Raw genomic sequence first — 23,441 nt, 5'->3', positions numbered from 1 at the left:
AGCTTAATTTGCTAAAGTGGTGGCACAGCTGCCGCTATGACCCTACCCTATCCCCTCATCCTGGCGCTCTCCTTGGCCGCCACAGCGGCGGCCTATGCGCTTGGGTTGGCGGGAATTTATGCCCTGCCCTGGTTGATGATATTCACCGCCACGGTGGCCAGCCTGCGCGGAATGGGCGTGGGCCTGGCAGTGGCCCTTTTTTCGGTGGGGGTGATTTACATCTTTCAGGCCAGCTTGCAGGAGCACCTGGTCATGGGGGCGATACTTCTGCTCTCGGCCTACCTGGCCGACCAGGTGGGCGCCAGCCTCCGCCGGGCCCACCGCCGGGCCAAGCAGCTAGCCCAGGTACAGGACGTGTTTCTGCAGGGGATGGAGGTGGTGCCCCGCTTTTTCAACCGGCAGCAGCTTTTGCTCGAGCTGCCCCTAATGCTCTCCAATCTTTTGCAAAATACCCGCTCGCACGTCTGGGTACCTGCTGGAGACGGGCAGCTCAGACCGCTGGCTGAAGGGGCTGAGACCAGCCCGCTGGTGGGGCAGGCCGTGAGGGAACACAGGGTTGTCTGGACAACCCAGGCTCCTTCCCGGCATTGGGAACATTACGAAGTAGCGCTGCCCCTGCGTATGCGCGACGAGGTAGTGGCGGTTTTGCAGCTCGTGCGGGATACCCCCTGGCAGAAAGAGGAGCTCGAGCTCACCTCCCGCCTGGCCCGGGCCATCGGCTACCAGCTCGAGCACCTCTACAACCTCGAGCTGCGCCGACTTTTGCTCGCCGTGGCCGACGATTTAGCCAGCGCCGGCGACAAACGAGAGGTGGCCGAAAGGGTGCTCCGCCACCTGCTCCCCGCGCTGGGGATGGAGGCGGGTGCGGTCCTGCAGTACCGCCAGGGCTACCTCCAGGGCCTGGCCTGGCAGCTTCCCCTGGAGCTGAGGGCTGGCCTGGAGCCCCTGGCCCGTCAGCTCACCTATCGCCGGGGCCTGGCCTGGCAGGCCTACCACAGCGGCATGCCTCAATTCACCGAGCGCTACGACGAGCTGCCGGAGGCGATACCCGAGCTCACCAAGGCGGGTTTCAAGAGCCTGGCGGCCTACCCGGTGCACACCCGCGATGCCATGAAGGGCCGGGTGGTGCTGGTCCTGGGGAGCCGGACCCGGATGCCCTGGACGCGCAGCCGGAAGGAGATTCTTTTGGGCGTGGAGCGGCTTTTGAGCTCGGCGCTGGAGCGGGCTTTGCTGGAAGAAGTGCACCAGCGCATCAACCGGCTTCTCACCGAGGCCTGGACCTACCCCTCCGGGGAGGTCTACCAGCACATCCTCGAGGCCGCCATCGAGCTGGTGCCCGGCAGCGAGGCCGGCAGCCTCTGGGTACGGGAAAAGGGGGTGTACGTCTGCCGGGCGGTCCTTGGGCCAGTCTGGGACTGCACAAAGACGCAAAGCGAGGAGGAGATGCAGGCGTGGTACGGGCATGTCCAGAGCAGCCCGGACTCCCCCCGCATCCGGGTGGAGGGCTCCCGGGCCAACCTCTGCTTGCCGGTGAGCCACCAGGGCCGGGTGCTGGCCTACCTGAACCTGGACAGCCTGGAGGACCCTGAGGCCTTCGCCGAGGACTCTCTTGCCACCGCTCAGCTCTTCGCTACCCCCATCGCCTCCCTGGTGCACGAGCTGAAAAACCGGCAGGCCTTGGAGGAGGCCGCCCTTACCGACGAGCTCACCGGGCTTTACAACCGCCGAGCCTTTGAGCAGCGTCTGGTCGAGGAAGTCGAGCGGGCCCGCCGCTATTGCTATCCTCTTTCCTTGCTGGTGCTTGACCTGCGCAACTTCAAGCCCATCAATGACCGCCTCGGCCACGCCATGGGCGACAGGGCCCTGGTGGCGGTAGCACGGGCGCTGCGGCAAAGCCAGCGGGGTGCGGACCTGGTCTTCCGCTGGGGGGGGGACGAGTTCGTGGTGCTTCTGCCCCAGACCGATGCCGAGGGGGCCCAGGCAGCGGCCAGCCGCTTGAGCGAGGCGGTCTCGCGGGTCTGTTTGGAGGGGATTTGCCTTTTGGTCAACGTCGGGCGGGCTACCTTCCCCGCCGAGGCTGATAGCGCTGAGGCGCTTTTGGCCCTGGCCGATGCGCGGATGTACGAGGATAAAAAGAGGGTTAAGTAATCCTAGGGAGCCAGCATAGAGTAGATGACCGGGTTCCGACTTAGGGTTATGCGATGAGCTGCGGAGCGAAGCTCTGGAAGGCGCTTAGCTACAAGCCGTTCGAGCGTTGCCAGCCCGGTGTACCCCGAGGTATTGAGCGCCGCAATGGTGGTGCCATCGGGGGCCCGAATCGGAAATGCTAGGGCGGTCACACCATAATCGAGCTCGTCAACGGTGGTGGCGTAGCCCTGTCGACGTATCGGATCTCTACGCTAAATCTGTGGACTATTTTCTATGACCTCGGCGGCAAACGATGTTATTTCAAACGAGGGAGCCCAGCGGGCGCTCGCGCTGGCGCGCGAAGCAGCCGGTGGCAAGGACATCCGCATCTCCGGCGGCGGGAATGCGATCCAGCAGTATTTGAATCTTGGCGTCGTGAATGAACTCGAGTAGCGGTATTCGAGCCCCCCACTACACTTATCCAAACTATAGCCAACGGAGCTGGCCCGGAGCGCACCCTCCGATTTGAAAATCTAGTCTGTTTTTGCTAAGGTGGACTAGATTTGGAGGAAATGTGAAGGTCAACATCCACGAAGCCAAGACCCGGTTTTCCCAGTTGGTCGAAAAAGCCCTGCGGGGCGAGGAGGTGATTATCTCCAAGCACGGCAAACCCCTGCTCCGGCTGGTACCCATCGAGGGTCAGAAGGGTCAGCGCCCGGTGGAACTCCACCCCCACAAGCTGAGCGATGCCGAGATTGAAGAATCCTTGAAGCCCCTGGGCGAAGATGAGCTGGCAGAGTGGCTTCGCTAGCAAGGCCCACAAACAATCGCAATGCGATTCCTGCTCGATACGCATACCCTCCTGTGGTACGACACTGCCAAAGCCCTGCTTTCCGCGCGGGTACTGGCCCTTGTCAGAAACCGCAGCCATGAGGTTTATGTCAGCTCCATAACAGCCTGGGAGCTGGCCATCAAGTGGAAACTGGGCAGGCTGCCCTCGGCCAGGAATTTGCTGGAGGAATATCACAGCAGCTTACAAGTCTATGGCTTTTTGGAACTCCCTTTTTCGAGCGTCCATGCCCTGCAGGCAAGTCGCTATGACCAGGAGCACAAAGACCCTTTCGATAGGGCCCTAGCGGCGCAGGCCCAGGTCGAGCAACTTACCCTGTTGAGCAAGGATGAGGTTTTTGACCGGTTTGGGGTAAGCCGGCTCTGGTGAGAGCAAAGGCCCGCTAGAGCGGTTCCCACAAATAGTGCGGCGGTTTTTGCTGCACGACGCGTGTGCGTCGCATTGGTAGAAAACGCGATATAGTTGGTATGGCGTAGGTAAGGGAGAACCATTACGCGCAGATTCTGATTCATAGCTTTGTTACCTGGCTTTGCCCTGGCCCAGAAAGACCCCCACCCCTGCTACCTGATGGGCATTTTTAACGCCGACAACACCCCCAACGCCCTGGGCTCCTTGGGCTTTGTGATGAGCAAGGAAGGCCTTTTGCAGGATGGCAAGCCCCTGAGCGGCAGCGGCGGCCAGGCCGTGGCCCAGGCTATGGCGCAAGCCATCGGCTCGGTACAGCCCATGTCCTACTGCATTCAGAACCTGTCCTCCGGTGGGGTCACCCAGCTGCAGTACTTCCGCAGCAGCCCCCAGGGGGCCCAGCACTGGCTGGGGGAAATCCGCAAGGGAGCCCCCAGCTGGGTGGGTCTGAAGGTGGGGGACGAGGCCGGGCTCTCTCGCGGCGACCAGAGCCAGCCAGTCTTCAGCCTGGCCTTCCGCTACCGCGAGTATGCTTTCTTGCTCACCTCCAGCAGCATGGACCTCGAGGGCTACCGCAAGTGGGCCCTGGCCGTCATTGAGCGGGTACAGAAGTTCAAGTAGGAGGAAAACATGCATCGGCTTTGGAAAACAGTCCTGGTACTGGTGCTGGGCCTCCTGCTCTTGGCTCTGGCCCAGAGCGCCCAGCGGCTCATCCTGAACGGGCAGGTGGCCTCCACGCGGGTGATCGTGGTACAGGGCACCGCCTACGTGCCGGTGGCCGACGTGGCCAAGGCCCTGGGCCAGACGGTGGTCAAGGTGCAGGGCGGCTACGAGATACGCGCTGCGGGCGGGGCCAACCAGCTGACCGGGCAGTTCCAGGGCAAGGTGGGGGACCAGATCCTCACCGGGCTCTTCAGGGTGCAGGTGCAGAAGGTGGAGCGGATGCAGAGCTACACCACCCGCTTTGACAAGAACAGCCTGGCCATCCAGCCCCGCAACCCTGAGGAAGAACTGGTGGTGGTCACCGGGGTGCTCAAGAACGCCAAGCAGTCGGGCACGGTGGCCCCCCCGCTGAGCGTGAACAACCCCGGCAACACCGCCCTGGCCGGGGCCGATGGCCGCTCGTTTCCGCCCATCGCCTACGACAGCCCCGCCGGGACCAACACGGGTGGGGGCTTTACCCTCTTGCCGGGGGCGGCCCTGAACTTTGCGGTAGTGTTTTCTGTGCCCAAGGGCACCGAGGTCAAGGCCCTGGTGCTGCGGGTGGGGGAGTATGGCGATGCCGGCAGCAAGGACGTGCGGGTGAGTTTGTAGCCGACACCCTTCCCTCTGCAAGAGGTTGCCGCCCGGATGGGCGGCCGTGGTGAACGGTAAAGGTGGGGTGGGGAAGACCACCACTGCCATCAACCTCGCCGCCATCTTGGCGGAAGGGGCTCCCGTCCTCCTAGTAGACGCCGATCCCCAGGGCTCCGCCTCCTGGTGGGCGGGGCGGGGGGAGATGCCCTTTGACCTGGCCCAGGAAACGGACCCCGCCCTCCTCCTCCGCCTCAGGAAGGTAAAGGGCTACGAAGCCGTGGTGGTGGACACGCCCCCCGCCCTTCGCTCCGAGGCCCTGGAGGCGGTGCTCAAGGCCTCGGACTACGCTGTTCTGCCCACGCCTCCCGCCCCCTTGGACCTCGAGGCCCTGGTGGAGACGGTACGGCAGGCCGTCCGCCCTCTCAGGGTGGCCCACCGGGTCCTCCTAACCCGGGTGGATCCACGGAGCCTGGGAGAGGCCCTCGAGGCCCAGACCGCCCTCATGGAGGCCGGTGTCCCCGCCTTCCATGCTTTCGTGCGGGCCTACAAGGCCCACGAGCGGGCCGCCTTAGACGGAAAGCCCATCACCCGTTGGCGCGGCCCCAACGCCCGGGAGGCAGAGGCGGACTACCGCCGGGTGGCGGAGGAACTCCTCCGGGAACTGGAAAGAATCCCCGAAAGGAGGGAGGCGTGAAGCGCAAGCGCTTGGCGGAGCTGGTGAAGGAGGAAGCGCTACGGGAGGCCCCCGAAGGGACCCCCGCTCCTCAGGAGGAGGGGCCGGGAGAATCTCGCACGCCCCCTGAGCGTCCTCTCCCCCCCTATCTCACCTACGTGCGCAAGGAGAAAGATTTTTTTCGCTGAACCCGGCAAGCCCCCACGCCCGATAGAATAGGGCTCATGCTGCGCGCGGTTCCCGGAACCAACGATATCTTTGCCCGGGCCAGGGAGTTTCCTTTTCGTGAGCCGGTCTTCCGCTACATCGTGGAGACCGCCGAGGAGGTGCTGCGGGGGGCCGGGGCGGAGATGATTCACACCCCCATCTTCGAGTACCTCGAGGTCTTCGAGAAAGGGGTGGGGCCCAGCTCGGACATCGTGGTCAAGAAGGAGATGTACGTGCTGGAAGACCGCGGCGGCCGGACGCTGGCCCTGCGTCCCGAGCCCACCGCGGCCATCGTGCGGGCCTACAACCAGCACGGTATGAAGGTCTGGCCCCAGCCGGTGCGGCTTTTCACCTGGGGCCCTATCTTCCGCGGAGAGCGCCAGCAGAAGGGCCGCTACAAGCAGTTCCACCAGATCGACTACGAGGCCCTGGGGCTCTCCGACCCCCTGCTGGACGCGGAGGCCATCGCCCTGATGGTGCGCATCTACAAGACCCTGGGGCTGAAGCACCTCGAGGTGAAGCTGGGCTCGGTGGGCGACCCGGAGGACCGGAGCCGCTACAACCAGTACCTGCGGGAGCTCCTCCGGCCCCATGCCGAAAGGCTCTCGGAGGACTCGAGGGCGCGCCTGGAGGCCAACCCCATGCGCATTCTGGACTCCAAGGACGAGGGCGACCAGGCCGTTTTGGCCGAGCTCGAGGTGAGGCCCATGCTGGAGTTCCTGGGCCCGGAGGCCCGGGCCTTCCACCAGCAGGTCTGCCGTTACCTCGACCAGCTGGGAATAAGCTACAGCGTGGACCCCACCCTGGTGCGCGGTCTCGACTACTACGTGCGCACCGCCTGGGAGGTCCACCACGCCCGGATTGGGGCCAAGTCGGCGCTGGGCGGCGGGGGGCGCTACGATGGCCTTTCGGAGATGCTGGGGGGGCCCAGGGTGCCCGGGGTGGGCTTCGGTATCGGCATCGAGCGGGTGGCGATCGCCCTGGAGCAGGAGGGGGTGGCCATCCCCGCCGACCCCTCCCCCGCCCTATACCTGGCCCCTCTGGACGAGGCCGGCCGGATCGAGGCTTTGGTCCTGGCCGAACAGCTCAGGCCCAAGGTGCGGGTGGAGATCGGCTACAGCCCCAAAAGCCCCCGCAAGGCCCTGGAGGAGGCCCTCAGGAAGGGGGCCCGGTACGTGGGCTTCCTGGGCGAGGCCGAGCGCGCCAGGGGCGTGGTTACCCTGAAACACCTGGAAAGCGGGGAGCAAAAGGAGCTGGAACCCCTGCAGCTCCACAGCCTCTTCGAGGGGCCCTAGAGCCGCTTCAGGAGCTGGGCCATCTCCAAAGCTGCCAGGGCAGCCTCGGCCCCCTTGTTGCCGGCCTTGCTGCCCGCGCGCTCCAGGGCCTGCTCCAGGGTGTCGGTGGTCAGGACACCGAAGGCGATGGGCACGCCGGTCTCCAGCATGGCGTGCTGCAGGGCGCTGGTGACGCTGCCGGCGATGAAGTGGTAGTGGTCGGTGGCCCCGCGGATTAGGCAGCCCAGGGCGACCACAGCGTCGAACCGGGCGCTTTGGGCCATTCGGCGGGCTGCGAGGGGCAGCTCGAACGAGCCGGGTACCCAGGCGGCCTCGAGGTCGTCCTCGGCCACCCCGTGGGCTACTAGCGCTTCCACCGCCCCGTGGAGGAGTCTTTCCGTGACCAGGTGGTTCCAGCGCGAGACCACCAGGGCGAACCTGAGGCCCGTCCCGATCAGGTTAGCGCGGTGCGTTTTCAACGGCATGGAGTTCTCCTAGGAAGTGGCCCAGCTTGGCGCGCTTGGCCGTCAGGTAGGCCTGGTTGTGGGGGGTCTGCCCCACCTGGAGGGGCAGGCGCCTCACCTCGAGGCCTGCAGCCCGCAGGGCCTCAGCCTTGTGGGGGTTGTTGCTCAGCAGGCGGAGCCGGCCAATCCCCAGGTGGCGCAGGATCTGGACGGCCGCGTGGTACTCCCGGGCGTCGGCTGGAAAGCCCAGGCGCTCGTTGGCCTCCACCGTGTCGAGCCCCTGGTCCTGCAGGGCGTAGGCCCTGAGCTTGTTCAAAAGGCCAATCCCCCGCCCCTCCTGGCGCATATACAGGATGATGCCCTGCCCTTCCTGGGCGATGAGCCGCATGGCGGCCTCGAGCTGGGCCCGGCAGTCGCAGCGCAGGGAGTGCAGGGCATCGCCGGTCAGGCACTCGCTGTGCAGCCGCACCAGGGGGTCGGCCAGGTCCTCCCCCAGCACCAACGCCAGGTGCTCCCGGCCGCTCACCCGCTCGCGGAAGCCCAGAAGGCGGAAGGTGGCGTAGGGGGTGGGCAGACGGGTCTCGACCTCTAGGTCGACCAGGGGCTCGCTTTGCCAGCGGTAGGCGATCAGGTCGCGGATGGTGCCCAGCTTCAGGCCGAGCCGCCGGGCGAGCGCCTCGAGCTCGGGCCGGCGGGCCATGCGGCCGTCCTCGGCCACCACCTCGCAGATCACCCCCGCGGGCTCCAGGCCGGCCAGCCGGGCCAGGTCCACCGCCGCCTCGGTGTGGCCGGGGCGCTCCAGCACCCCCCCGGGCCGGGCCACCAGGGGGAAGATGTGGCCGGGCCGGCGCAGGTCGCTGGGGCGGGTGGCGGGGTCCAGGCAGGCCCGCACTGTCTTCGCCCGATCGTAGGCGCTGATGCCGGTGCCGCAGGAGACGTGGTCGACCGAGACGGTGAAGGCCGTGGCGTGGGGGTCGGTGTTCTGGGGTACCATGGGCTGGAGCTCCAGCGCCCGGGCCCGCTCGGCGGTGAGGGCCAGGCAGACCAGGCCCCGCCCCTCCCGGATCATCAGGTTGATGACCTCCGGGGTGGCGTGCTCGGCGGCCACCACCAAATCGCCCTCGTTCTCCCGCCGCTCGTCGTCCAGGAGGATGATTGGGCGTCCGGCCCTTAGCTCGGCCAGAAGCTCGGGGATGGGGCTCAGCACGCGCTCCTCCCTCCCGGCGCGCAGCCCGGCCAGTAGGCCTCCACCCGCAGGTTGGGGCCCACCGGCTCGAAGCGCACCGCCTCGAGCTCCACCGCCTGGTCCATCCGGGCCAGCCGCACCCCGGCCAGAGCTCCGGGGCCCTCGCCCACCAGCTTGGGGGCGAGGTAGGCCACCACTTTGTGGATCCGGCCTGCGGCGAAGAAGCTTCCCGCCAGCTCGCCTCCCCCCTCCAGCAAGAGGCCGATCAGGCCGCGTTCGGCCAGGTGCCCGAGTGCGGCCTCCAGGTCCACCCGTCCTTGCGGGTCGGCGGGGAGGACCTCGAGCTGGGCCCCCTGGCGGCGCACGGCCTCCATCCAGCTTTCGGGCGCCTGGGGGGTGGTCAGGATGAGAACCCGGGCCGGCTCCCCCCGCGGGCCGGGCTGGAAGAGGCGGGCTGCAGGCGGGGTGCGGCCCCGGCTGTCCAGGACCACCTTGACCGGGTCGCGGGGCGGCCGCCCCGGTACGGCGGGGGCCTCCAGACGGCAGGTGAGGGCGGGGTCGTCCCTGACGACGGTGCCCACCCCCACCACCACCGCATCCAGCTCATCGCGCAGCCGGTGTACCTCGGCCCGGGCCTCCTCCGCGCTGATCCAGCGGGCGTCCCCTCCGGCGGTGGCGGTCCGGCCGTCTAAGGTGAGGGCGTACTTGTAGACCACGAAGGGCTGCCTGCTGCGTATCCAGTGGCGGAAGACCTCCTGCTGCCGCTCCGCCTCCTCTTCCATCAGCCCCACCTCGACCTGTAGCCCGGCCTGGCGAAGGATTTGCACACCCCGCCCGTTCACCAAGGGGTTGGGGTCGAGGGCCGCCACCACCACCCGGCGCACCCCTGCCGCCACGAGCGCCGGGGCGCAGGGCGGCGTCCGGCCGTGGTGGGAGCAGGGCTCGAGGGTCACGTAGGCCGTGGCCCCCCGGGCCTCCGCACCCGCCTGGCGCAGCGCCACCACCTCGGCGTGGGGCCCACCAGCCTGGGCGTGAAAGCCCTCACCCACCACCCTTCCTTCCCGCACCAGCACACACCCCACCGGTGGGTTGGGCGAGGTGCGGCCCAGGCCCCGGGCGGCCAGCGCCAGGGCTTTCTGCATGTAGAGCCGGTCTAGTTGGGTTGGAGTATAGGACACTAAGGCGTCTCGAGCTCGGGCGACTCGAGCCATTTCCCTCCTTCTCCCATCCCGACTTTCACGGTCGGCCCCGGATTCTCACCGGGTCGGGCCCGCCCTTTGGGCGGGCTTCGCGGGCTGCCCCTGTGGGGTTCACCGCCGGTGGGGACTTGCACCCCGCCCCGAAGGAAGTTGAGCCCGGAGGCTCGTGAGACTTATAGCATGCCGTGTGAGGGGGGTTTGTATTCAGCTTCACAGCTTTTAGTGATTTTTTTCACAATAAAACTGGCTCGTGAAAAAATAACCTAAATAGCCTAACCTTGAGAACGCCCCACAAAAAGGTATGCTAGAGCCTATGCGCCGTACGCTTTACTGCGGGCAACTACGCGAACAACACGCAGGGCAACGGGTGGTGCTGGAGGGCTGGGTCAACCGCAGGCGCGATCTGGGCGGTCTTATCTTTATCGACCTGCGCGACCGGGAGGGCATCGTGCAAATCATCGTGCAGCCCGAGGCCCCCTGCTTCGCCGAGGCCGACCGCCTGCGCTCGGAGTGGGTGGTGAGGGTGGAGGGGGTGGTGCGGCGCCGGCCGGCCGAGCAGGTAAACCCCAGGATTGCCACCGGCCAGGTGGAGGTGGTGGCCGAGCGGCTCGAGGTGCTGGCCGAGGCCAGGACCCCCCCCTTCCCCATCGACGCCGCCTGGCGGGGGGAGGCGGACCCTGAGGTAAGCGAGGAGGTGCGGCTCAGGCACCGGGTGGTGGACCTGCGCCGCCGGCGGCTGCACCGGAACCTGCGCCTGCGCCACCAGGTGGTGGCGGCCATATACCGCTTTCTGGATGCAGAGGGCTTCATCAGCGTCGAGACCCCCTACCTGACCCGCTCCACCCCCGAGGGGGCGCGGGACTTCCTGGTGCCCTCGCGGCTTGCCCCCGGCCATTTCTACGCTCTGCCCCAGTCCCCCCAGCTTTTCAAGCAGATGCTGATGGTCTCGGGCTACGACCGCTACTTCCAGATTGCCCGCTGTTTTCGCGACGAAGACCTGCGCGCCGACCGCCAGCCCGACTTCACCCAGCTCGACCTGGAGATGTCCTTCGTGGAGCAGGAGGACATCCTCGAGCTCAACGAGCGGCTGGCCGCCTACATCCTGCGCGAGACCCTGGGGGTGGAGATCCCCCTCCCCTTCCCCCGCCTCTCCTACGCCGAGGCCATGAACCGCTACGGCTCAGATAAGCCCGACCTGCGCTTCGGCCTGGAGCTAAAGGATGTGACCGAGCTCTTCCGGGGGGGTGAGTTCCGGGCTTTTGCCGGCGCAGAGACGGTCAAGCTGCTGGTGGCCCCGGCCCTGCTCTCGCGCAAGGAGATTGAGGAGCTCGAGGCCCTGGCCAGGTCCAAAGGGGCCCCCGGCCTGGCCTGGGCGCGGGTCGAGAAGGGGGCGCTTACGGGCGGAATCGCCCGGTTCATACCGCAAGGCCTGCCGGAGCGGGTGGGCGCTGCTGAAGGCCAGACCCTGCTCTTTGTGGCCGGCCCCTGGCGCCGGGCGGCGGAGGGCCTGGGGGCGGTGCGGCTCGAGCTGGGGCGAAGGCTTGGCCTGGTCGAGCCCGGCTTCAAATTCCTATGGGTGGTGGACTTCCCTCTCCTGGAGTGGGACCAGGAGGCAGGCCGGTGGACCTACATGCACCACCCCTTCACCAGCCCCAACCTGGACGACCTGGCGCTGCTCGAGACGGACCCCGGGCGGGTGCGGGCCTATGCCTACGACCTGGTGCTCAACGGCAGCGAGATCGGCGGGGGTTCCATCCGCATCCACCGGCGCGAGCTGCAGGAGCGCATCTTCGCCCTGCTGGGGATTGGCCCCGAGGAGGCCCGGGAAAAGTTTGGTTTCCTGCTCGAGGCCCTGGCCTACGGAGCCCCACCGCACGGGGGCATCGCCTGGGGGCTGGACCGCTTCGTGGCCCACCTGGCAGGCGAGGAGTCCATCCGCGAGGTCATCGCCTTTCCCAAGAACAAGGAGGGCAAAGAACCCCTCACCGGCGCCCCAGCCCCGGTGGAGGAGGCCCAGCTGGAGGTCTTGGGGCTGGCGCTGCGGAGCGAGGTGCCTCGTGGCTAACCTGCGCGTCCCCTACCTGCTGGCCGATGCCTTCACCGAGGTGGTGGGCGGGGGCAACCGGGTGGCGCTGGTGCTCGACGCGCAGGGGCTATCCTCCGAGGAGATGCAGCGCCTGGCCCTGCGGCTCGGCCAGCCCCAGGTGGCCTTCGTAACCCACTGGGACAAAAACAGCTTCAGCGCCCGGTTTTTCGCTGGGGGCAGCGAGGTGGAGTTCAGCGGACACGCCGCTGTGGCCCTTGCCCACAGCCTGGCCCGGGAGGGCCGCTTCCCCAGGGAGGCCCGGAAAATCCACCTGCGCACCATCAGCGAGCTGCTGACGGTGGAGCTAAACCAGGGCCAGGTCTTCGTGCAAAGCCCCACCCCCCGTTTCCGCGACCCACCTCCCTGGCGGGTGCTGCAGGAGTTCATCGAGGCCCTGGGGGCCAACGAGCGCTACCTGCACCGGGGGCTGCCCTACGGCGTCGCCTCCACCGGGCTCTGGACCCTCTTCATGCCGGTGGTGGCCCCGGGGCTGGTGGACGCGCTGGAGCCCGAGATGGACCAGCTGGCCCGGCTCTCGCAGGCTCACCAGGTAAGCACGGTCCACGTCTTCGCCCCCATCGGCCCCCGCCGCTTCTACGCCCGCACCTTCGCCCCGGCCCTGGGCATCCCCGAAGACCCGGTCACCGGCTCGCCCAACGCGGGCCTGGGAGCCCTGCTGGCCCGGGCCGGGGTGGTGCCCCGCTGGGAGGGAGAGGTCAGGCTGAGCGTGCTGCAGGGGCACCGGGTGGGTGGCCCTGGCCAGGTAGAGGTGCGGGTGGTCTACGACCCCGCAGGGAACATCCTGGCGGTCTACATAGGGGGCTCTGCTGTGGTGGCCGAGGCCGGCCTTGTCGAGATGGGAGAACCCAACTGAAGTATGGGCGGTATCCGACTGGTCCTCATCGATATAGACGGCACCCTCCTCGGCCCCGCGGGCGTGCCGGCCTGCGCCTGGGAGGCCGCGGCGCGGGCCCGGGCGGCTGGGCTCCACCTCGGCATATGCACCGGCCGGCCCGGGCGGGGCTTCGCCCTGGAGTACGCCCGGCGGCTCGACCCGGAGGGGCTTCACATCTTCGAGTCGGGGGCGGTGGTGGTCTCGGGGGAGAAGATTGTCCAGAGCCGGGTCCTGCCCGAGGCCGCCTACCGGCGGCTTCACGAGCTGAGCCGCCTCCACGGGATTCCCTTCGAGGTCTACACCGCCCAGGGCGGCTTTTACCGCGAAACCGACCACCCCGACCTCCTGGCCCACGAGACCCTGCTGGGCTTCGAGGCCGGCGTAGAGGACCTGGCCCATCCCCCGGGCCCGGTGGTGCGGGTGCAGTACCTCTGGCGCGGTGCCGCCTGGCCGCCGGTGCGGCAGGCCATCCGGGCCATGCCCGGGGTGGAGCTGCACGAGTCCACCAGCCCGGGCATGCCGGGGGTGGGCTTCAGTTCGGTCACCGCTGCCGGGGTTTCCAAGCGCCAGGCAGCGGAGTGGGTGGCGGCCCAGATGGGGCTCGAGCTAAAGCAGGTGGCCATGGTGGGCGACGGGGAGAACGACCTCGAGCTCATCCAGGCAGCCGGGCTGGGCATCGCCATGGGCAACGCCCCCGCACGGGTCCGGGCAGCGGCCGACCGGGTGGTGGCCCCCGTTGAAGCCTGCGGCCTGGCTCAGGCGCTGGACCTAGCGGTGGAGTCTATGTGATAAGTTTCACGATTATGAGTGCTCGTGAATAAGTTACCTAAGATGATCCGCCTGATCGCCCTCGACCTGGATGGAACCTTCTACGCCGGCCGCAGCCTGGGGGTACCCCCCTCGGCCTGGGCTGCGGTAGACAAAGCCCGCAACCTGGGCCTCCGGTTTGCCGTCTGCACCGGGCGGCCCATCGGGGGGCACGGGCTGGCCTGGGCTCGGCGGCTGGAGCCCCACGGACCCCACATCTTCAACGATGGGGCCTCTATCTGCGACGCCCAGGGGCAAAGCCTTCACGCCCACCCTCTGCCCCGCCTAGCCGAGCTGGTGGGGCTGGCGCGGCGGTACGGCCTGCCCTTCGACCTGATGGGGGCCTGGGGCGGGCGCTACTACGAGGAGGGGCTGATGCCACCGGAGCTTTTGGCCCACGTAGAGATTACCGGCATAGAGGCCCGCTCCGCCCGGTTTGAGGAGATTACAGAACCGCTGGTCCGGCTGTGGTTCGTGGTGAGCGACCTAGGGCTTTGGAAAACGGTCAGGCCTGAACTCACTGCGCTTGAAGAGATAGACCTGGCCGAGTACGTAAGCCCCCGCGAGGTCATTGCCGGAGCTATCCAAAAAGGCGTCTCCAAAGCCACGGGCCTTCGCTGGCTGGCAAACTACTACGGGCTTGGCATGGACGAGATAGCCATGGTAGGCGACAGCCACAACGACCTGGAGGCCCTGCGGGTGGCCGGCCTGGCCATCGCCATGGGCAACGCAGCCGAGGAGGTGAAAGCGGTGGCCCACCACGTCACTGCCCACGTGCGGGAGGACGGCTTTGCCCAGGCCGTCGAGTACATCCTAGCGCAAAACGGCTAGGGCAAGAAGGCCAGCGGGTTGCGGGCCACCCCGTCCACCCGTACCTCGAAGTGCAGGTGGGGGCCGGTGCTCCAGCCGGTAGAGCCCACATAGCCGATTAGCTCGCCCCGCTCCACCCGCTGCCCAGGGCGAACCGCAATCCGGGACATGTGGCCGTACAGGGTCTCCTGACCCCCGCCATGGTCCAGCACCACGTGCAGGCCGTAGCCCGAGCGGCTCCAACCGGCCACCGTCACCACCCCAGCCCGGGCGGCGTAGATGGGGGTGCCCACCGGGGCAGCCAGGTCTATGCCGGTGTGGAAGCGCTGGAACACCCCCCGGCGGCCGAAGTAGGTGGTGATGGTGAAGTTGGTCATGGGCCAGCGGTAGCCCGCTGCAGCCACCACCGCGTTGGCCCGGCGGAGCTGGGGCTGGCTTTGGGCCCTGAGCTGGGCCTGCCGCTCGGCCAGCTGGCGCCGGCGGGCCTCCTCCTGCCGCCGGCGCTCCTCGGCCAGCCGGCGGCGTTCCTCCTCGCGGGCTTTGCGCTCAGCTTCCTGAATCCGAAGCAGGCGCTCGTAGGTGGTGCGGGCCTGGATGCCGGGCAAAAGCACCAGGTCGCCCGGACCGACCTCGGTGGGCGAGCTGAGCTGGTTGGCCCGGGCAATCGCGGTAATGGAGAGGCCATAGCGGCGGGATAGGTCCTGCACCGTCTCGCCGGGCCTGAGCCGCACGATAAGGCCTGGCTCGGCGGTGGGGATGTACAGGGTGGAGCCCACCTCGAGCCGGTCCAGGCTCTTTAGTTCCGGGTTGGCCGAGACCAGACCCAAAAGGGTCAGGTCAAAACGCCGGGCGATGGACTGGGCGGTATCGCCCGGCCGCACGGTGTAGGCCTGCACCCCTGGGGGCAGGCGGACCGAGCTGGAGGCCTGGTCCACCAGGGGGATGCGCAGCACCTGGCCCGGGCGCAGGCTGGGGCTCTCCAGGCCGCTGCTGTACATGATGGCCCGCGCATCCACCCGGTAGCGGTGGGCAATCTGGCTCAGGGTATCGCCAGGCTGAACGGTATAAAGCACCCAGCCCTTGCGGGCTGGGGCGTCCACGGTAATCTTGGTTCCAGGTAGGCCGGGCTGGAACAGGGCGCCGGGCAAGCCCAGAACACCCGTTGCCAGCACGCTACCCAAGAGCTCACCGATGACCAAAGCTAACCTCCCAGGCGGCAGGGGATGAAAACCCCCTCGGGAAGCTCAGGGCCTGACCCCAAGGTTCCCGGTGACTTCCGCAGGGAGTATACCTACTTCCCCCCCAAGGATGCAAGGAACTCCTTGTTGCTCCTGGTGCGGGAAAGCCGCGAAAGCAGCATCTCCATGGCCTCAGCAGGGTCCATATCGGCCAGCACCTTGCGCAGAAGCCACATCTTCTGCAACACCTCCTCCCCCAAAAGCAGCTCCTCGCGGCGGGTGCCGGACTTGAGGATGTCGATGGCCGGGAAGATGCGGCGCTCCTCCAGCCTGCGCGAAAGATGCAGCTCCATGTTCCCGGTACCCTTGAATTCCTCGAAGATCACGTCGTCCATGCGGCTTCCGGTCTCGACCAGGGCGGTGGCCAGGATGGTGAGGGAGCCCCCACCCCGGATGTTGCGGGCCGCGCCCAAAAAGCGCTTTGGGAAGTGCAGCGCCGCCGAGTCCAGGCCGCCCGAAAGGGTGCGGCCGGTGGGGGGCGTGACCAGGTTGTTGGCCCGGGCCAGGCGGGTGATGGAGTCGAGCAGAATCAGCACATGCCCACCCTCTTCGACGATGCGGCGGCTCCTTTCGTGCACGAACTCGGCCACCCGGATGTGGTTCTGCGGCGGCTCGTCAAAGGTTGAGGCGATCACCTCGGCCCCCTCCACCGACTCGCGGAAGTCGGTGACCTCTTCGGGGCGCTCGTCAATCAGGAGGACGATGACCTTGATATCGGGCTCGTTTCTGAGCACCGCCCGGGCAATCTTTTTGAGCAAGGTGGTCTTGCCGGCCTTGGGCGGGGCCACAATGAGGCCGCGCTGGCCGCGGCCGATGGGCGCTAGAAGGTCGATCACCCGGGTCGAGACCTCCTCCGGGGTGGTCTCCAGGATGATCTGCTTGTCGGGGAACTGGGGGATGAGGTCGTCGAACTTGGGGCGCTTGGAGGCAGCCTCAGGGTCGAGGTTGTTGACCGCCTCGACCTTCATCAAGGTGCCATAGCGCTCGTTTTCGCGGGCAGGGCGGGCCCTGCCCACAACGTAGTCCCCGGTGCGGAGCTGGTACTGCTTGATGAGGCCCGCCGAGACGATCACCGTGCGGGACTCGAGGTCGTAGAGGTTCTCCTGCAAAAACCCATAGCCGTCCGGGCTGATCTCCAGGTAACCCCTGGCCAGGCTCAGCCCCTCCTCGCTCGCTTCCCGCGACAGAAGGAGCATCACCAGCTCGTCCTTGGAGAGCTTCTTGTAGTTGGGGATGCCGGCCTCCGCGGCCAGGAGGTGCAGCTCGGGCAGGATGCGGTTGGAAAGCTCCTGATAGCTCAGGGGCACCTGGCTTTGGGCCTTGCGGCGGATCTTCTTGCCGGTACGGGTAACGCTAACCTGGGCCTCGGCGTTTACGTCGGTTGCGGTGCTCTTGGGCATTGGCGACTCCTAGTTGGCGCCGGCCCGGGCCCAGTCCTTGAGGAAGGCCTCGAGGCCGGCATCGGTCAAGGGGTGCTGGATAAGCTGGCGGAAGACCTTGGGGGGCATGGTGGCCATATGGGCCCCCAGCCGGGCCACCTCGGCCACGTGGCGGGGGTGACGGATGGAGGCAGCCAGGATGCGGGTGGAAAGCCCCTGCACCTGGTAAATCTCGGCAATCTCCCGGACGAGCTCCATCCCCTCCCAGGAGATATCGTCCAGGCGGCCTAAAAAGGGCGAGACGCACCAGGCCCCAGCCTTGGCGCAGAGCAGGGCCTGGTTGGCCGAGAAGACCAGGGTCATATTGACCCGGATGCCCTCCGAGGCAAGGGCTTTGCAGGCCTTGAGGCCCTCGACGGTGGTGGGCAGCTTGACCACCACGTGGGCGTCGATCGCCGCGAGCCGGCGCCCCTCAGCGATCATCTCGGGGGCATGGGTGGAGACCACCTCGGCGGAGACAGGGCCGCCCACAATTGCGCATATCTCTTTGATGGTAGGCTCCAGGGGACGGCCTGCCTTGGCGATTAGCGAGGGGTTGGTGGTCACCCCTGAAAGAACGCCCCAGGCGGCGATTTCCCGAATCTCGCTCACTTCTGCCGTATCCAGGTAGAGGTCCATACCTTGCCACTCCTTTGACCCACTTGTGTTTGGGCTTTCCAGCCGAGTATAGCGCTGGGCTTGGGTGAAAAACAAGTTGTTGACGCGGGGGCTAGCGGCTTGCTACCATGCAGGTTGCCGAACGCCGAATATAGCACGTTCGGTGGCTTCTGTAAAGGGCAGGGACGAGTAGGCTCCAACGCCCACACAGCGAGCCCGGGAGGGTGCGAGCCGGGCGGCAACGTTGGTGCTGAATATCCCCCTGCATAACCGGGAAGAAAGGGCAACCGAGTAGAACCCGGCGGGGGCGCCCGAGATAGCGCGAAAGAGGGCCCGGGAAAGCCCGGGAAGTGCGGTGGTACCGCGGGAATTCTCTCGTCCGCACCTGCTCAGCAGGGCGGTTTTTCGTTGAGGGAAGGCGTATGATCGAGGAGAAAAAGCTCTTTCAAGCCGTAGGCGAGCCCAACTTCCCCAAGCTCGAGGAAGAGGTTCTCCGCTTCTGGCAGGAAAACCAGATCTTCGCCAAGTCCGAGCAAAAACCAGCCCCCCGGGGCGAGTTCGTCTTCTACGAGGGCCCGCCCACGGCCAACGGTCAGCCGGCCATGCACCACGTGCTGGCCCGGGCCTTCAAGGACATCTTCCCCCGCTACAAGACCATGCGGGGCTACCACGTCACGCGCAAGGGAGGCTGGGACACCCATGGCCTGCCGGTGGAAATCGCGGTGGAGAAAAAGCTCGGGGTGCTGGGGCGCCGCTCCCTTACCCCGGAGCAAATCGCCGAGTTCAACCGGCAGTGCAAGGAGTGGGTCTTCGCCAACATCGAGGACTGGAACTACTTCACCCAGCGCATGGGGATGTGGCTCGACCTGGACAACGCCTACATCACCTACACCAACGAGTACATCGAGTCGGTGTGGAACCTTCTGAAGCGGATGTGGGACCGCGGCATGATCGTGCGGGACTACAAGGTGGTGCCGCTCTCCCCCCGCATCTCCACCACCCTCTCGCAGAACGAGATCGCCGACGGTTACCGGGAGGTGGACGACCCCAGCGTCTACGTGCGCTTCCCGCTAGACCCCCACAGCACCCCCCAGGCGGTGCGGGAAAAGCTATCTGCCCGGGGCCTGCCCCTGGAGGGCCTCGCCCTGCTGGTCTGGACCACCACCCCCTGGACCCTGCCCTCCAACACCATGGCCGCGGTGCACCCCGACCTGGACTACGTGGTGGTGCGCTCGCCCTCGGCGGGCCACCTGATTCTGGCCGCCGAGGCGGTGGAGCGGGTGGAGGCGCTGCATAAGGAAAAGCTGGAGGTGCTGGCCCACCTGAAGGGCAGGGAGATGGAGGGCTGGACCTATACCCCGCCCTTCCCCGAGGCCGCGCTCGAGCTGGGCGTCCTTCAGCGGCCAGGGGAAAGACGGCCGGATGGACGGCCGGTGATGCACTTCGTAGCCCTGGCCGATTTCGTAAGCACCCAGGACGGCTCTGGGGTGGTGCACCAGGCGCCGGTTTACGGGGCTGAGGACCTGGAGATTTCCCGCCGCTACGACACCCCCCTCCTCTTCGGCACCGACGAGTACGGCATCATGCAAGTCACCGCGGAGCGGGGCAAGTTCTTCAAGGACGCCGACAAAGGCCTCATCCGCGCCCTCAGGGAACGGGGGCTTCTGTACCACGCCGGCCAGATCCGCCACCGCTACCCCTTCCACGACCGCACCGGCGACCCCATCCTCTACTTCGCCAAGCCGAGCTGGTTCATCAAGACCTCCCTCTTCCGCCAGGAGCTTTACGAGAACAACGAGAAGATCAACTGGATTCCGCCCCACATCAAGCACGGGCGCTTCGGCAACTGGCTCAAGGAGAATGTGGACTGGGCCATCAGCCGCGAGCGCTACTGGGGCACCCCCCTACCCTTCTGGGCAGCAGAGGATGGCTCGGAGTACATCTGCGTGGGCAGCGTGCGCGAGCTCTCGGCCCTGGTGGGGCGCGACCTCTCCGGGCTCGACCTGCACCGCCCCTACGTGGACGAGATCACCTTCACCAAGAACGGCAAAACCTTCCGCCGGGTGCCGGAGGTGCTGGATGTGTGGTTCGACTCGGGGGCCATGCCCTACGCCCAGTGGCACCTGCTGCTCGACGAGCAGGGCCGGCCGCTGCCCGGCACCGAGGAGAACTTCGAGCGCTGGCGCCGCCACTTCCCCGCCGACTACATCTGCGAGGCCATCGACCAGACCCGGGGCTGGTTCTACTCCCTCCACGCCATCTCCACCCTGCTCTACGGCGAGCCCTGCTTCAAGAACGTGATCTGCTTGGGCCACCTGGTGGACGAGAAGGGCCACAAGATGTCCAAGAGCAAGGGCAACGTGGTGGAGCCCCTGCCCATGTTCGACAAGTACGGGGCCGACGCGGTGCGCTGGTACCTGTTTACCGCCTCGGAACCGGGCGAGCAGAAGCGCTTCTCCGAGCGGCTGGTGCAGGAGGCCCAGCGGGGCTTTTTGGGCACCCTTTGGAACGTGTACAGCTTCTTTGTGCTCTACGCCAACCTGGACAGGCCTGACCTGCGCAACCGCCCCCCGGTCGCGAACCGGCCCGAGATGGACCGCTGGCTTGTAGCGCGGCTGCAGCAGCTCATTCAAGAGGTTACGGAGAGGCTCGAGGCCTACGACGCGCGCGGGGCAGGCAAGGCCCTGGAGGCCTTTGTGGACGAACTGTCCAACTGGTACGTGCGGCGCAACCGGCGGCGCTTTTGGAAAAACGAGGACCCCGCCGACCAGGCCTCGGCCTACGCCACCCTTTACGAGGCCCTGGCGACGCTGGCTCAGCTCACGGCCCCCTTCACCCCCTTTGTGGCCGAGGCTTTGTGGCAGAACCTGGTGCGCTCGGTGGACCCCGATGCCCCCGAGTCGGTGCACCTCTCGGACTGGCCGGAGGCCGATGCGGCGCTGGTGGACGAGGCCCTCCTAACCCAGATGGGGGCGGTGCTCCGGGTGGTGGGGCTGGCCCGGAGCGCCCGGGCCACCAGCGGGGTCAAGACCCGTATGCCCCTGCCCAGGGTGCTGGTGACAGCCCCCAGCGAGGCCGAGCTGGCGGGGCTGCGCCACTTTGCCGGTGAGATTGGCGATGAGCTCAACGTCAAGCAGGTCGAGGTGCTGGCCCTGGGCGAGGAGCTTCTATCTTACCGGGTCTTGCCCAACCTGCCGGTGCTGGGGAAGAAGTACGGCAAGAAGGTGCCGGCCATCCGGGCCGCCCTGGCCGAGCTCGACAGCAGGATGGTGGCCAAAACCGTGAAGGCCGGACGAAGCCTGAGCCTCGAGCTGGGGGACGAGCGAATCGTGCTGGAGCCCTCAGAGGTCCTTCTGGAGGCGCTTTCTCCCGAGGGCTTCGCCGCCCAGGAGCAGGACGGGTACATGGCTGCCCTGGAGGTCAGGATCGACGAGGAGCTTTTGCTCGAGGGGCTGAGCCGTGACCTCATCCGGCTGGTGCAGCAGGCCCGCAAGGAGATGGGGCTCGCGGTCTCCGACCGCATCCACCTCCGCTATGAGGCCGAGGGCCGCTACGCCGAGGCGCTGAGGCGGCACGGGTGGCGGCTGCAGGAGGAGACCCTGGCCCTTTCGCTTCTGGAGGCTGAGCCCACCGGCTTCCTCACCGAGCTTAGCGACGAGGAAGGCCGGGTGCGCTTCGGGCTGCAGAAGGCCTAGGCCCCTTTACCCCTGGGCGGCCAGGGCGTACCCTGAACCCATGAGCGAGGAACGGCTGGCCCTCCTCCCCCCCCGGCTGAAGAGCGCGCTGCAGACCCTAGGAAGCGCGCCCAAGGCCTTGAAAATCGAGCTTTTGCTGGAGTTTGCCCGCAAGATGCCCCCTCTGCCCGAGGGCATGCAGGGCAGGCTGGAACAGGTCCACGAGTGCACCACCCCCTTCTTCGTCCACGCGGAGATAAAGGACCAGCGGGTGCACCTCTACTTCGATGCCCCCAAGGAGGCCCCCACCGTGCGGGCCTTCGCCGGCCTGCTGGCCGAAGGGCTGGAGGGCGAGAGCCCGGAGGCGGTGCTGGCGGTGCCGGAGGACTTCTACACCCTGGCCAGGCTCGAGGAGATCATCACCCCGCTGCGCCTGAGGGGGCTGCAGGCCGTGCTCACGCGCATCAAACGGCAGGTGCGGGAGGCGCAGAACTGAGGATCACCTCCCCCACCAATCCCCGCGTCAAGGCCCTGGCCCGGCTCAAAGAGCGGCGGGCCCGGGAGGAGAGCGGGCTCTTCCTGATCGAGGGGGCGCGGGAGCTGGGGCGGGCCCTGGCTGGGGGGGTGGAGGTGGTGGAGGCCTACTGCGGCAAGAGGCTAACCCCTGAGGAGAGCCGTCTGGCCCAGCGGCTTTTGTGCACCGAGGTTTCAGAGGCGGTGCTCAAAAAGCTGAGCAGCCGGGAAAACCCCGCGGGGCTTATCGCGGTGGCCCGCCGCCCCCAGCGCCTTCTGGAAGCCTTCACCCCGCCTCCGGCGGCCCTGGTGGTGGTGGCGGTGGGGCTGGAGAAGCCCGGCAACCTGGGGGCCCTGCTGCGCTCGGCCGACGCCGCCGGGGCCCACGCAGCGCTGGTGGTGGGCGGGGTGGACCCCTACAGCCCCCAGGTCATCCACAACTCCACCGGCGCGGTGTTCTCCCTGCCCACCTTCACAGCGGAGGAGACTGCCGTCTGGGCCTGGCTGGCGCAGCAGCGGATTCCCCTGGTGGCCACCTCCCCCCAGGCCGGAAAAACCTACTGGGAAGCGGACCTAAAAGGCCCGGTGGCCCTGGCCCTGGGCCCGGAGCACGAGGGGCTCGGCCCTGGCTGGCTGGAGCGGGCCGCGTTGTGCGTGCGGGTGCCCATGCGGGGCCAGGCCGACAGCCTCAACGTGGCGGTCACGGCAGCGCTGGTGCTCTACGAGGCCCTGCGCCAGCGGGAAGCCCTGGGGGCGCAGGAACGATATCGAAGATAACGCTGGTGCTGGCCGCCACCCCCATCGCCGAGGTGGGCAGCACCGGCCCGCTGAAGCTGGCCTTGCCGTCGTTGACGGCGTACAGGAACAAAGAGGCCCTGCCGCCAGCAGGAACTACCACCTGGTCGGCTGGGATGGTAAAGCTGCGCTCTGCACCGGAGATATTGGCGGCCACGTAGTTAAGCGGGCCGTCGCCCAGCAGGTGGAGGTAGAAGCGGTCGGGGTCGGGGCCGGTGTAATTCCAGGTGACGGTAAGGGGCCGGTTTTCCGTGATGCGCGCGTCGGCAGCGGGGGCGGTGAGGCTGGGGGCCTGGGGAATGGCCGCCGAGGCGGTGATGGTACCCTCCGGCACGGTGATGTTCAGGTTGAGCACGGTGCCCGCCGTGGCGCCGGGAAGGCTGGGCGCGTAGTAGGAACCGGGCGGGTTGCGGTAGGTGAGTGGGGTGCCGTTGACGGTGACGGTGGCCGAACTGAAGACCACACCTGTATCGGTGACGAGGTACAGGTTGGGGTCGCTGGCGCCCAGCCAGTAACCCGATACCCGGTACCTTGTGGAAGCCGCCGCGGGGGTTTCCACCTCGGCGGAGGTGCTCCATTCGCTCTGGAGGCCGGCGTTCACCGCCCGGATGCGGTAGGTGTAGCGGGTGCCGGGGGTGAGGCCGCTGTCGGTGTGGCTCTGTACCAGAGGGCCGCCCATCTCGTGGGGGATGCTTACGAGCGGGCTGAAGCTGCCGCTGCCCACCTTGCGTTCAAGCTGGTAAGCGGCAGCGCCCTCAACCTTCAGCCAGCGCAGGCCGATGGAGGTGCTCGAGCCCACCGTGGCGGTAAAATCGCCCGGTCTGCCCAGGGTGGGCGGGGGTGGGTTCTGCGGACAGGCGGTCAGGAAGGCCGCGACTGCCAGGTAGAGCCAGGGATACTTCATGG

Annotated in this window: 24 protein-coding genes and 1 riboswitch; of the genes, 16 read left to right on the top strand and 8 right to left on the bottom strand. The window is 67.3% G+C overall.

Going from position 1 to position 23,441, the window contains the following annotated elements; translation table 11 throughout:
• The first annotated feature begins 36 nt into the window (after nucleotides 1-36).
• Nucleotides 37-2,148: a diguanylate cyclase gene (locus DV704_RS09810; RefSeq protein WP_114799400.1), complete on the top strand. Its 2,112-nt coding sequence runs from the start codon at nucleotides 37-39 to the stop codon at nucleotides 2,146-2,148.
• A 2-nt stretch (nucleotides 2,149-2,150) separates the two neighbouring features.
• Here DV704_RS09810 and DV704_RS12495 read toward each other — a convergent pair whose 3' ends face one another.
• Entirely contained in the window at nucleotides 2,151-2,387 is a 237-nt protein-coding gene (locus tag DV704_RS12495) for an IclR family transcriptional regulator C-terminal domain-containing protein (RefSeq protein ID WP_114799399.1), read from the bottom strand.
• Nucleotides 2,388-2,421: 34 nt separating this feature from the next.
• On the opposite strand from DV704_RS12495, the gene DV704_RS09800 reads away from it, so the two are divergent.
• The 8 genes from DV704_RS09800 (at nucleotide 2,422) to hisS (ending at nucleotide 6,853) form a co-directional block, all read left to right on the top strand.
• Complete coding sequence (locus tag DV704_RS09800) at nucleotides 2,422-2,580, top strand: hypothetical protein (RefSeq protein WP_199489975.1); 159 nt, start codon at nucleotides 2,422-2,424, stop codon at nucleotides 2,578-2,580.
• Nucleotides 2,581-2,701: 121 nt separating this feature from the next.
• Nucleotides 2,702-2,938, top strand: a complete 237-nt coding sequence (locus DV704_RS09795) for a type II toxin-antitoxin system Phd/YefM family antitoxin (RefSeq protein WP_114799398.1) — start codon at nucleotides 2,702-2,704, stop codon at nucleotides 2,936-2,938.
• A gap of 21 nt (nucleotides 2,939-2,959) precedes the next feature.
• Nucleotides 2,960-3,346: a type II toxin-antitoxin system VapC family toxin gene (locus DV704_RS09790; protein ID WP_114799397.1), complete on the top strand. Its 387-nt coding sequence runs from the start codon at nucleotides 2,960-2,962 to the stop codon at nucleotides 3,344-3,346.
• Nucleotides 3,347-3,544: 198 nt separating this feature from the next.
• A complete protein-coding gene (locus DV704_RS12210; RefSeq protein ID WP_233498321.1) occupies nucleotides 3,545-4,003 on the top strand; it encodes a hypothetical protein in 459 nt (152 codons plus the stop codon).
• Nucleotides 4,004-4,012: 9 nt separating this feature from the next.
• Complete coding sequence (locus tag DV704_RS09780) at nucleotides 4,013-4,696, top strand: hypothetical protein (protein ID WP_114799396.1); 684 nt, start codon at nucleotides 4,013-4,015, stop codon at nucleotides 4,694-4,696.
• 49 nt (nucleotides 4,697-4,745) lie between these two features.
• Entirely contained in the window at nucleotides 4,746-5,372 is a 627-nt protein-coding gene (locus tag DV704_RS09775; RefSeq protein WP_305037673.1) for a ParA family protein, read from the top strand.
• Nucleotides 5,369-5,539: a hypothetical protein gene (locus DV704_RS12180; protein WP_158539621.1), complete on the top strand. Its 171-nt coding sequence runs from the start codon at nucleotides 5,369-5,371 to the stop codon at nucleotides 5,537-5,539. The genes DV704_RS09775 and DV704_RS12180 overlap by 4 nt, the downstream gene beginning before the upstream one ends.
• Before the next feature lie 36 nt (nucleotides 5,540-5,575).
• A complete protein-coding gene (gene hisS / locus DV704_RS09770) occupies nucleotides 5,576-6,853 on the top strand; it encodes a histidine--tRNA ligase (RefSeq protein WP_114799394.1) in 1,278 nt (425 codons plus the stop codon).
• On the opposite strand, the gene ribH is transcribed toward hisS, so the two are convergent.
• From ribH to ribD, 3 genes are read right to left on the bottom strand one after another with little or no spacing between them, the layout of a single operon-like run.
• A complete protein-coding gene (gene ribH, locus DV704_RS09765; RefSeq protein WP_114799393.1) occupies nucleotides 6,850-7,317 on the bottom strand; it encodes a 6,7-dimethyl-8-ribityllumazine synthase in 468 nt (155 codons plus the stop codon). The genes hisS and ribH overlap by 4 nt on opposite strands.
• Nucleotides 7,292-8,503 (bottom strand): GTP cyclohydrolase II, encoded by a 1,212-nt coding sequence (ribA, locus tag DV704_RS09760; RefSeq protein WP_147279603.1) that lies wholly within the window; start codon nucleotides 8,501-8,503, stop codon nucleotides 7,292-7,294. The genes ribH and ribA overlap by 26 nt, the downstream gene beginning before the upstream one ends.
• A complete protein-coding gene (gene ribD / locus DV704_RS09755) occupies nucleotides 8,497-9,624 on the bottom strand; it encodes a bifunctional diaminohydroxyphosphoribosylaminopyrimidine deaminase/5-amino-6-(5-phosphoribosylamino)uracil reductase RibD (protein ID WP_233498320.1) in 1,128 nt (375 codons plus the stop codon). The genes ribA and ribD overlap by 7 nt, the downstream gene beginning before the upstream one ends.
• Nucleotides 9,625-9,694: 70 nt before the next feature.
• Nucleotides 9,695-9,833: riboswitch (FMN riboswitch) on the bottom strand.
• A 161-nt stretch (nucleotides 9,834-9,994) separates the two neighbouring features.
• On the opposite strand from ribD, the gene aspS reads away from it, so the two are divergent.
• Genes aspS through DV704_RS09735 form a run of 4 tightly spaced genes read left to right on the top strand, consistent with a single transcriptional unit; the run spans nucleotide 9,995 to nucleotide 14,300 of the window.
• Complete coding sequence (gene aspS, locus DV704_RS09750; protein ID WP_114799391.1) at nucleotides 9,995-11,746, top strand: aspartate--tRNA ligase; 1,752 nt, start codon at nucleotides 9,995-9,997, stop codon at nucleotides 11,744-11,746.
• Entirely contained in the window at nucleotides 11,739-12,641 is a 903-nt protein-coding gene (locus DV704_RS09745) for a PhzF family phenazine biosynthesis protein (RefSeq protein WP_114799390.1), read from the top strand. Before aspS ends, DV704_RS09745 begins: the two co-directional genes overlap by 8 nt.
• A 3-nt stretch (nucleotides 12,642-12,644) precedes the next feature.
• A complete protein-coding gene (locus tag DV704_RS09740; protein WP_114799389.1) occupies nucleotides 12,645-13,451 on the top strand; it encodes an HAD family hydrolase in 807 nt (268 codons plus the stop codon).
• Nucleotides 13,452-13,493: 42 nt separating this feature from the next.
• On the top strand, nucleotides 13,494-14,300 hold the full coding sequence (locus tag DV704_RS09735) for an HAD family hydrolase (RefSeq protein ID WP_114799388.1): 807 nt from the start codon (nucleotides 13,494-13,496) through the stop codon (nucleotides 14,298-14,300).
• On the opposite strand, the gene DV704_RS09730 is transcribed toward DV704_RS09735, so the two are convergent.
• From DV704_RS09730 to fsa, 3 genes are all read right to left on the bottom strand, one after another.
• Complete coding sequence (locus DV704_RS09730) at nucleotides 14,297-15,478, bottom strand: peptidoglycan DD-metalloendopeptidase family protein (RefSeq protein ID WP_114799387.1); 1,182 nt, start codon at nucleotides 15,476-15,478, stop codon at nucleotides 14,297-14,299. The genes DV704_RS09735 and DV704_RS09730 overlap by 4 nt on opposite strands.
• Nucleotides 15,479-15,570: 92 nt before the next feature.
• Complete coding sequence (rho, locus tag DV704_RS09725; RefSeq protein WP_114799414.1) at nucleotides 15,571-16,848, bottom strand: transcription termination factor Rho; 1,278 nt, start codon at nucleotides 16,846-16,848, stop codon at nucleotides 15,571-15,573.
• A 78-nt stretch (nucleotides 16,849-16,926) separates the two neighbouring features.
• The gene (gene fsa / locus DV704_RS09720) at nucleotides 16,927-17,574 is read right to left on the bottom strand and encodes a fructose-6-phosphate aldolase (RefSeq protein ID WP_114799386.1); all 648 of its coding nucleotides are present in this window, start codon (nucleotides 17,572-17,574) and stop codon (nucleotides 16,927-16,929) included.
• 401 nt (nucleotides 17,575-17,975) lie between these two features.
• On the opposite strand from fsa, the gene ileS reads away from it, so the two are divergent.
• From ileS to DV704_RS09705, 3 genes are read left to right on the top strand one after another with little or no spacing between them, the layout of a single operon-like run.
• Nucleotides 17,976-21,248 (top strand): isoleucine--tRNA ligase, encoded by a 3,273-nt coding sequence (gene ileS, locus DV704_RS09715; RefSeq protein WP_114799385.1) that lies wholly within the window; start codon nucleotides 17,976-17,978, stop codon nucleotides 21,246-21,248.
• A gap of 40 nt (nucleotides 21,249-21,288) precedes the next feature.
• On the top strand, nucleotides 21,289-21,723 hold the full coding sequence (locus DV704_RS09710; protein WP_114799384.1) for a SufE family protein: 435 nt from the start codon (nucleotides 21,289-21,291) through the stop codon (nucleotides 21,721-21,723).
• The gene (locus DV704_RS09705) at nucleotides 21,720-22,517 is read left to right on the top strand and encodes an RNA methyltransferase (protein WP_114799413.1); all 798 of its coding nucleotides are present in this window, start codon (nucleotides 21,720-21,722) and stop codon (nucleotides 22,515-22,517) included. Before DV704_RS09710 ends, DV704_RS09705 begins: the two co-directional genes overlap by 4 nt.
• On the opposite strand, the gene DV704_RS09700 is transcribed toward DV704_RS09705, so the two are convergent.
• Nucleotides 22,441-23,439, bottom strand: a complete 999-nt coding sequence (locus tag DV704_RS09700; protein WP_158539620.1) for a fibronectin type III domain-containing protein — start codon at nucleotides 23,437-23,439, stop codon at nucleotides 22,441-22,443. The two genes, DV704_RS09705 and DV704_RS09700, sit on opposite strands and share 77 nt — an antisense overlap.
• Between the last annotated feature and the right edge of the window lie 2 nt (nucleotides 23,440-23,441).

Origin of the sequence: Meiothermus sp. QL-1 (genome assembly GCF_003351145.1) — a bacterium.
GTDB lineage: Bacteria > Deinococcota > Deinococci > Deinococcales > Thermaceae > Meiothermus.
This window is presented reverse-complemented; position numbering and strand designations above follow the sequence as displayed.

Excerpts from the sequence above, each read along its gene's own strand:
- DV704_RS09810 (WP_114799400.1), top strand. The coding sequence starts at position 37 with ATGACCCTACCCTATCCCCTCATCCTGGCGCTCTCCTTGGCCGCCACA.
- DV704_RS09800 (WP_199489975.1), top strand. The coding sequence starts at position 2,422 with ATGACCTCGGCGGCAAACGATGTTATTTCAAACGAGGGAGCCCAGCGG.
- DV704_RS09790 (WP_114799397.1), top strand. The coding sequence starts at position 2,960 with ATGCGATTCCTGCTCGATACGCATACCCTCCTGTGGTACGACACTGCC.
- DV704_RS12210 (WP_233498321.1), top strand. The coding sequence starts at position 3,545 with ATGGGCATTTTTAACGCCGACAACACCCCCAACGCCCTGGGCTCCTTG.
- DV704_RS09780 (WP_114799396.1), top strand. The coding sequence starts at position 4,013 with ATGCATCGGCTTTGGAAAACAGTCCTGGTACTGGTGCTGGGCCTCCTG.
- hisS (WP_114799394.1), top strand. The coding sequence starts at position 5,576 with ATGCTGCGCGCGGTTCCCGGAACCAACGATATCTTTGCCCGGGCCAGG.
- ribH (WP_114799393.1), bottom strand. The coding sequence starts at position 7,317 with ATGCCGTTGAAAACGCACCGCGCTAACCTGATCGGGACGGGCCTCAGG.
- ribD (WP_233498320.1), bottom strand. The coding sequence starts at position 9,624 with ATGCAGAAAGCCCTGGCGCTGGCCGCCCGGGGCCTGGGCCGCACCTCG.
- aspS (WP_114799391.1), top strand. The coding sequence starts at position 9,995 with ATGCGCCGTACGCTTTACTGCGGGCAACTACGCGAACAACACGCAGGG.
- DV704_RS09740 (WP_114799389.1), top strand. The coding sequence starts at position 12,645 with ATGGGCGGTATCCGACTGGTCCTCATCGATATAGACGGCACCCTCCTC.
- DV704_RS09735 (WP_114799388.1), top strand. The coding sequence starts at position 13,494 with ATGATCCGCCTGATCGCCCTCGACCTGGATGGAACCTTCTACGCCGGC.
- fsa (WP_114799386.1), bottom strand. The coding sequence starts at position 17,574 with ATGGACCTCTACCTGGATACGGCAGAAGTGAGCGAGATTCGGGAAATC.
- ileS (WP_114799385.1), top strand. The coding sequence starts at position 17,976 with ATGATCGAGGAGAAAAAGCTCTTTCAAGCCGTAGGCGAGCCCAACTTC.
- DV704_RS09710 (WP_114799384.1), top strand. The coding sequence starts at position 21,289 with ATGAGCGAGGAACGGCTGGCCCTCCTCCCCCCCCGGCTGAAGAGCGCG.
- DV704_RS09700 (WP_158539620.1), bottom strand. The coding sequence starts at position 23,439 with ATGAAGTATCCCTGGCTCTACCTGGCAGTCGCGGCCTTCCTGACCGCC.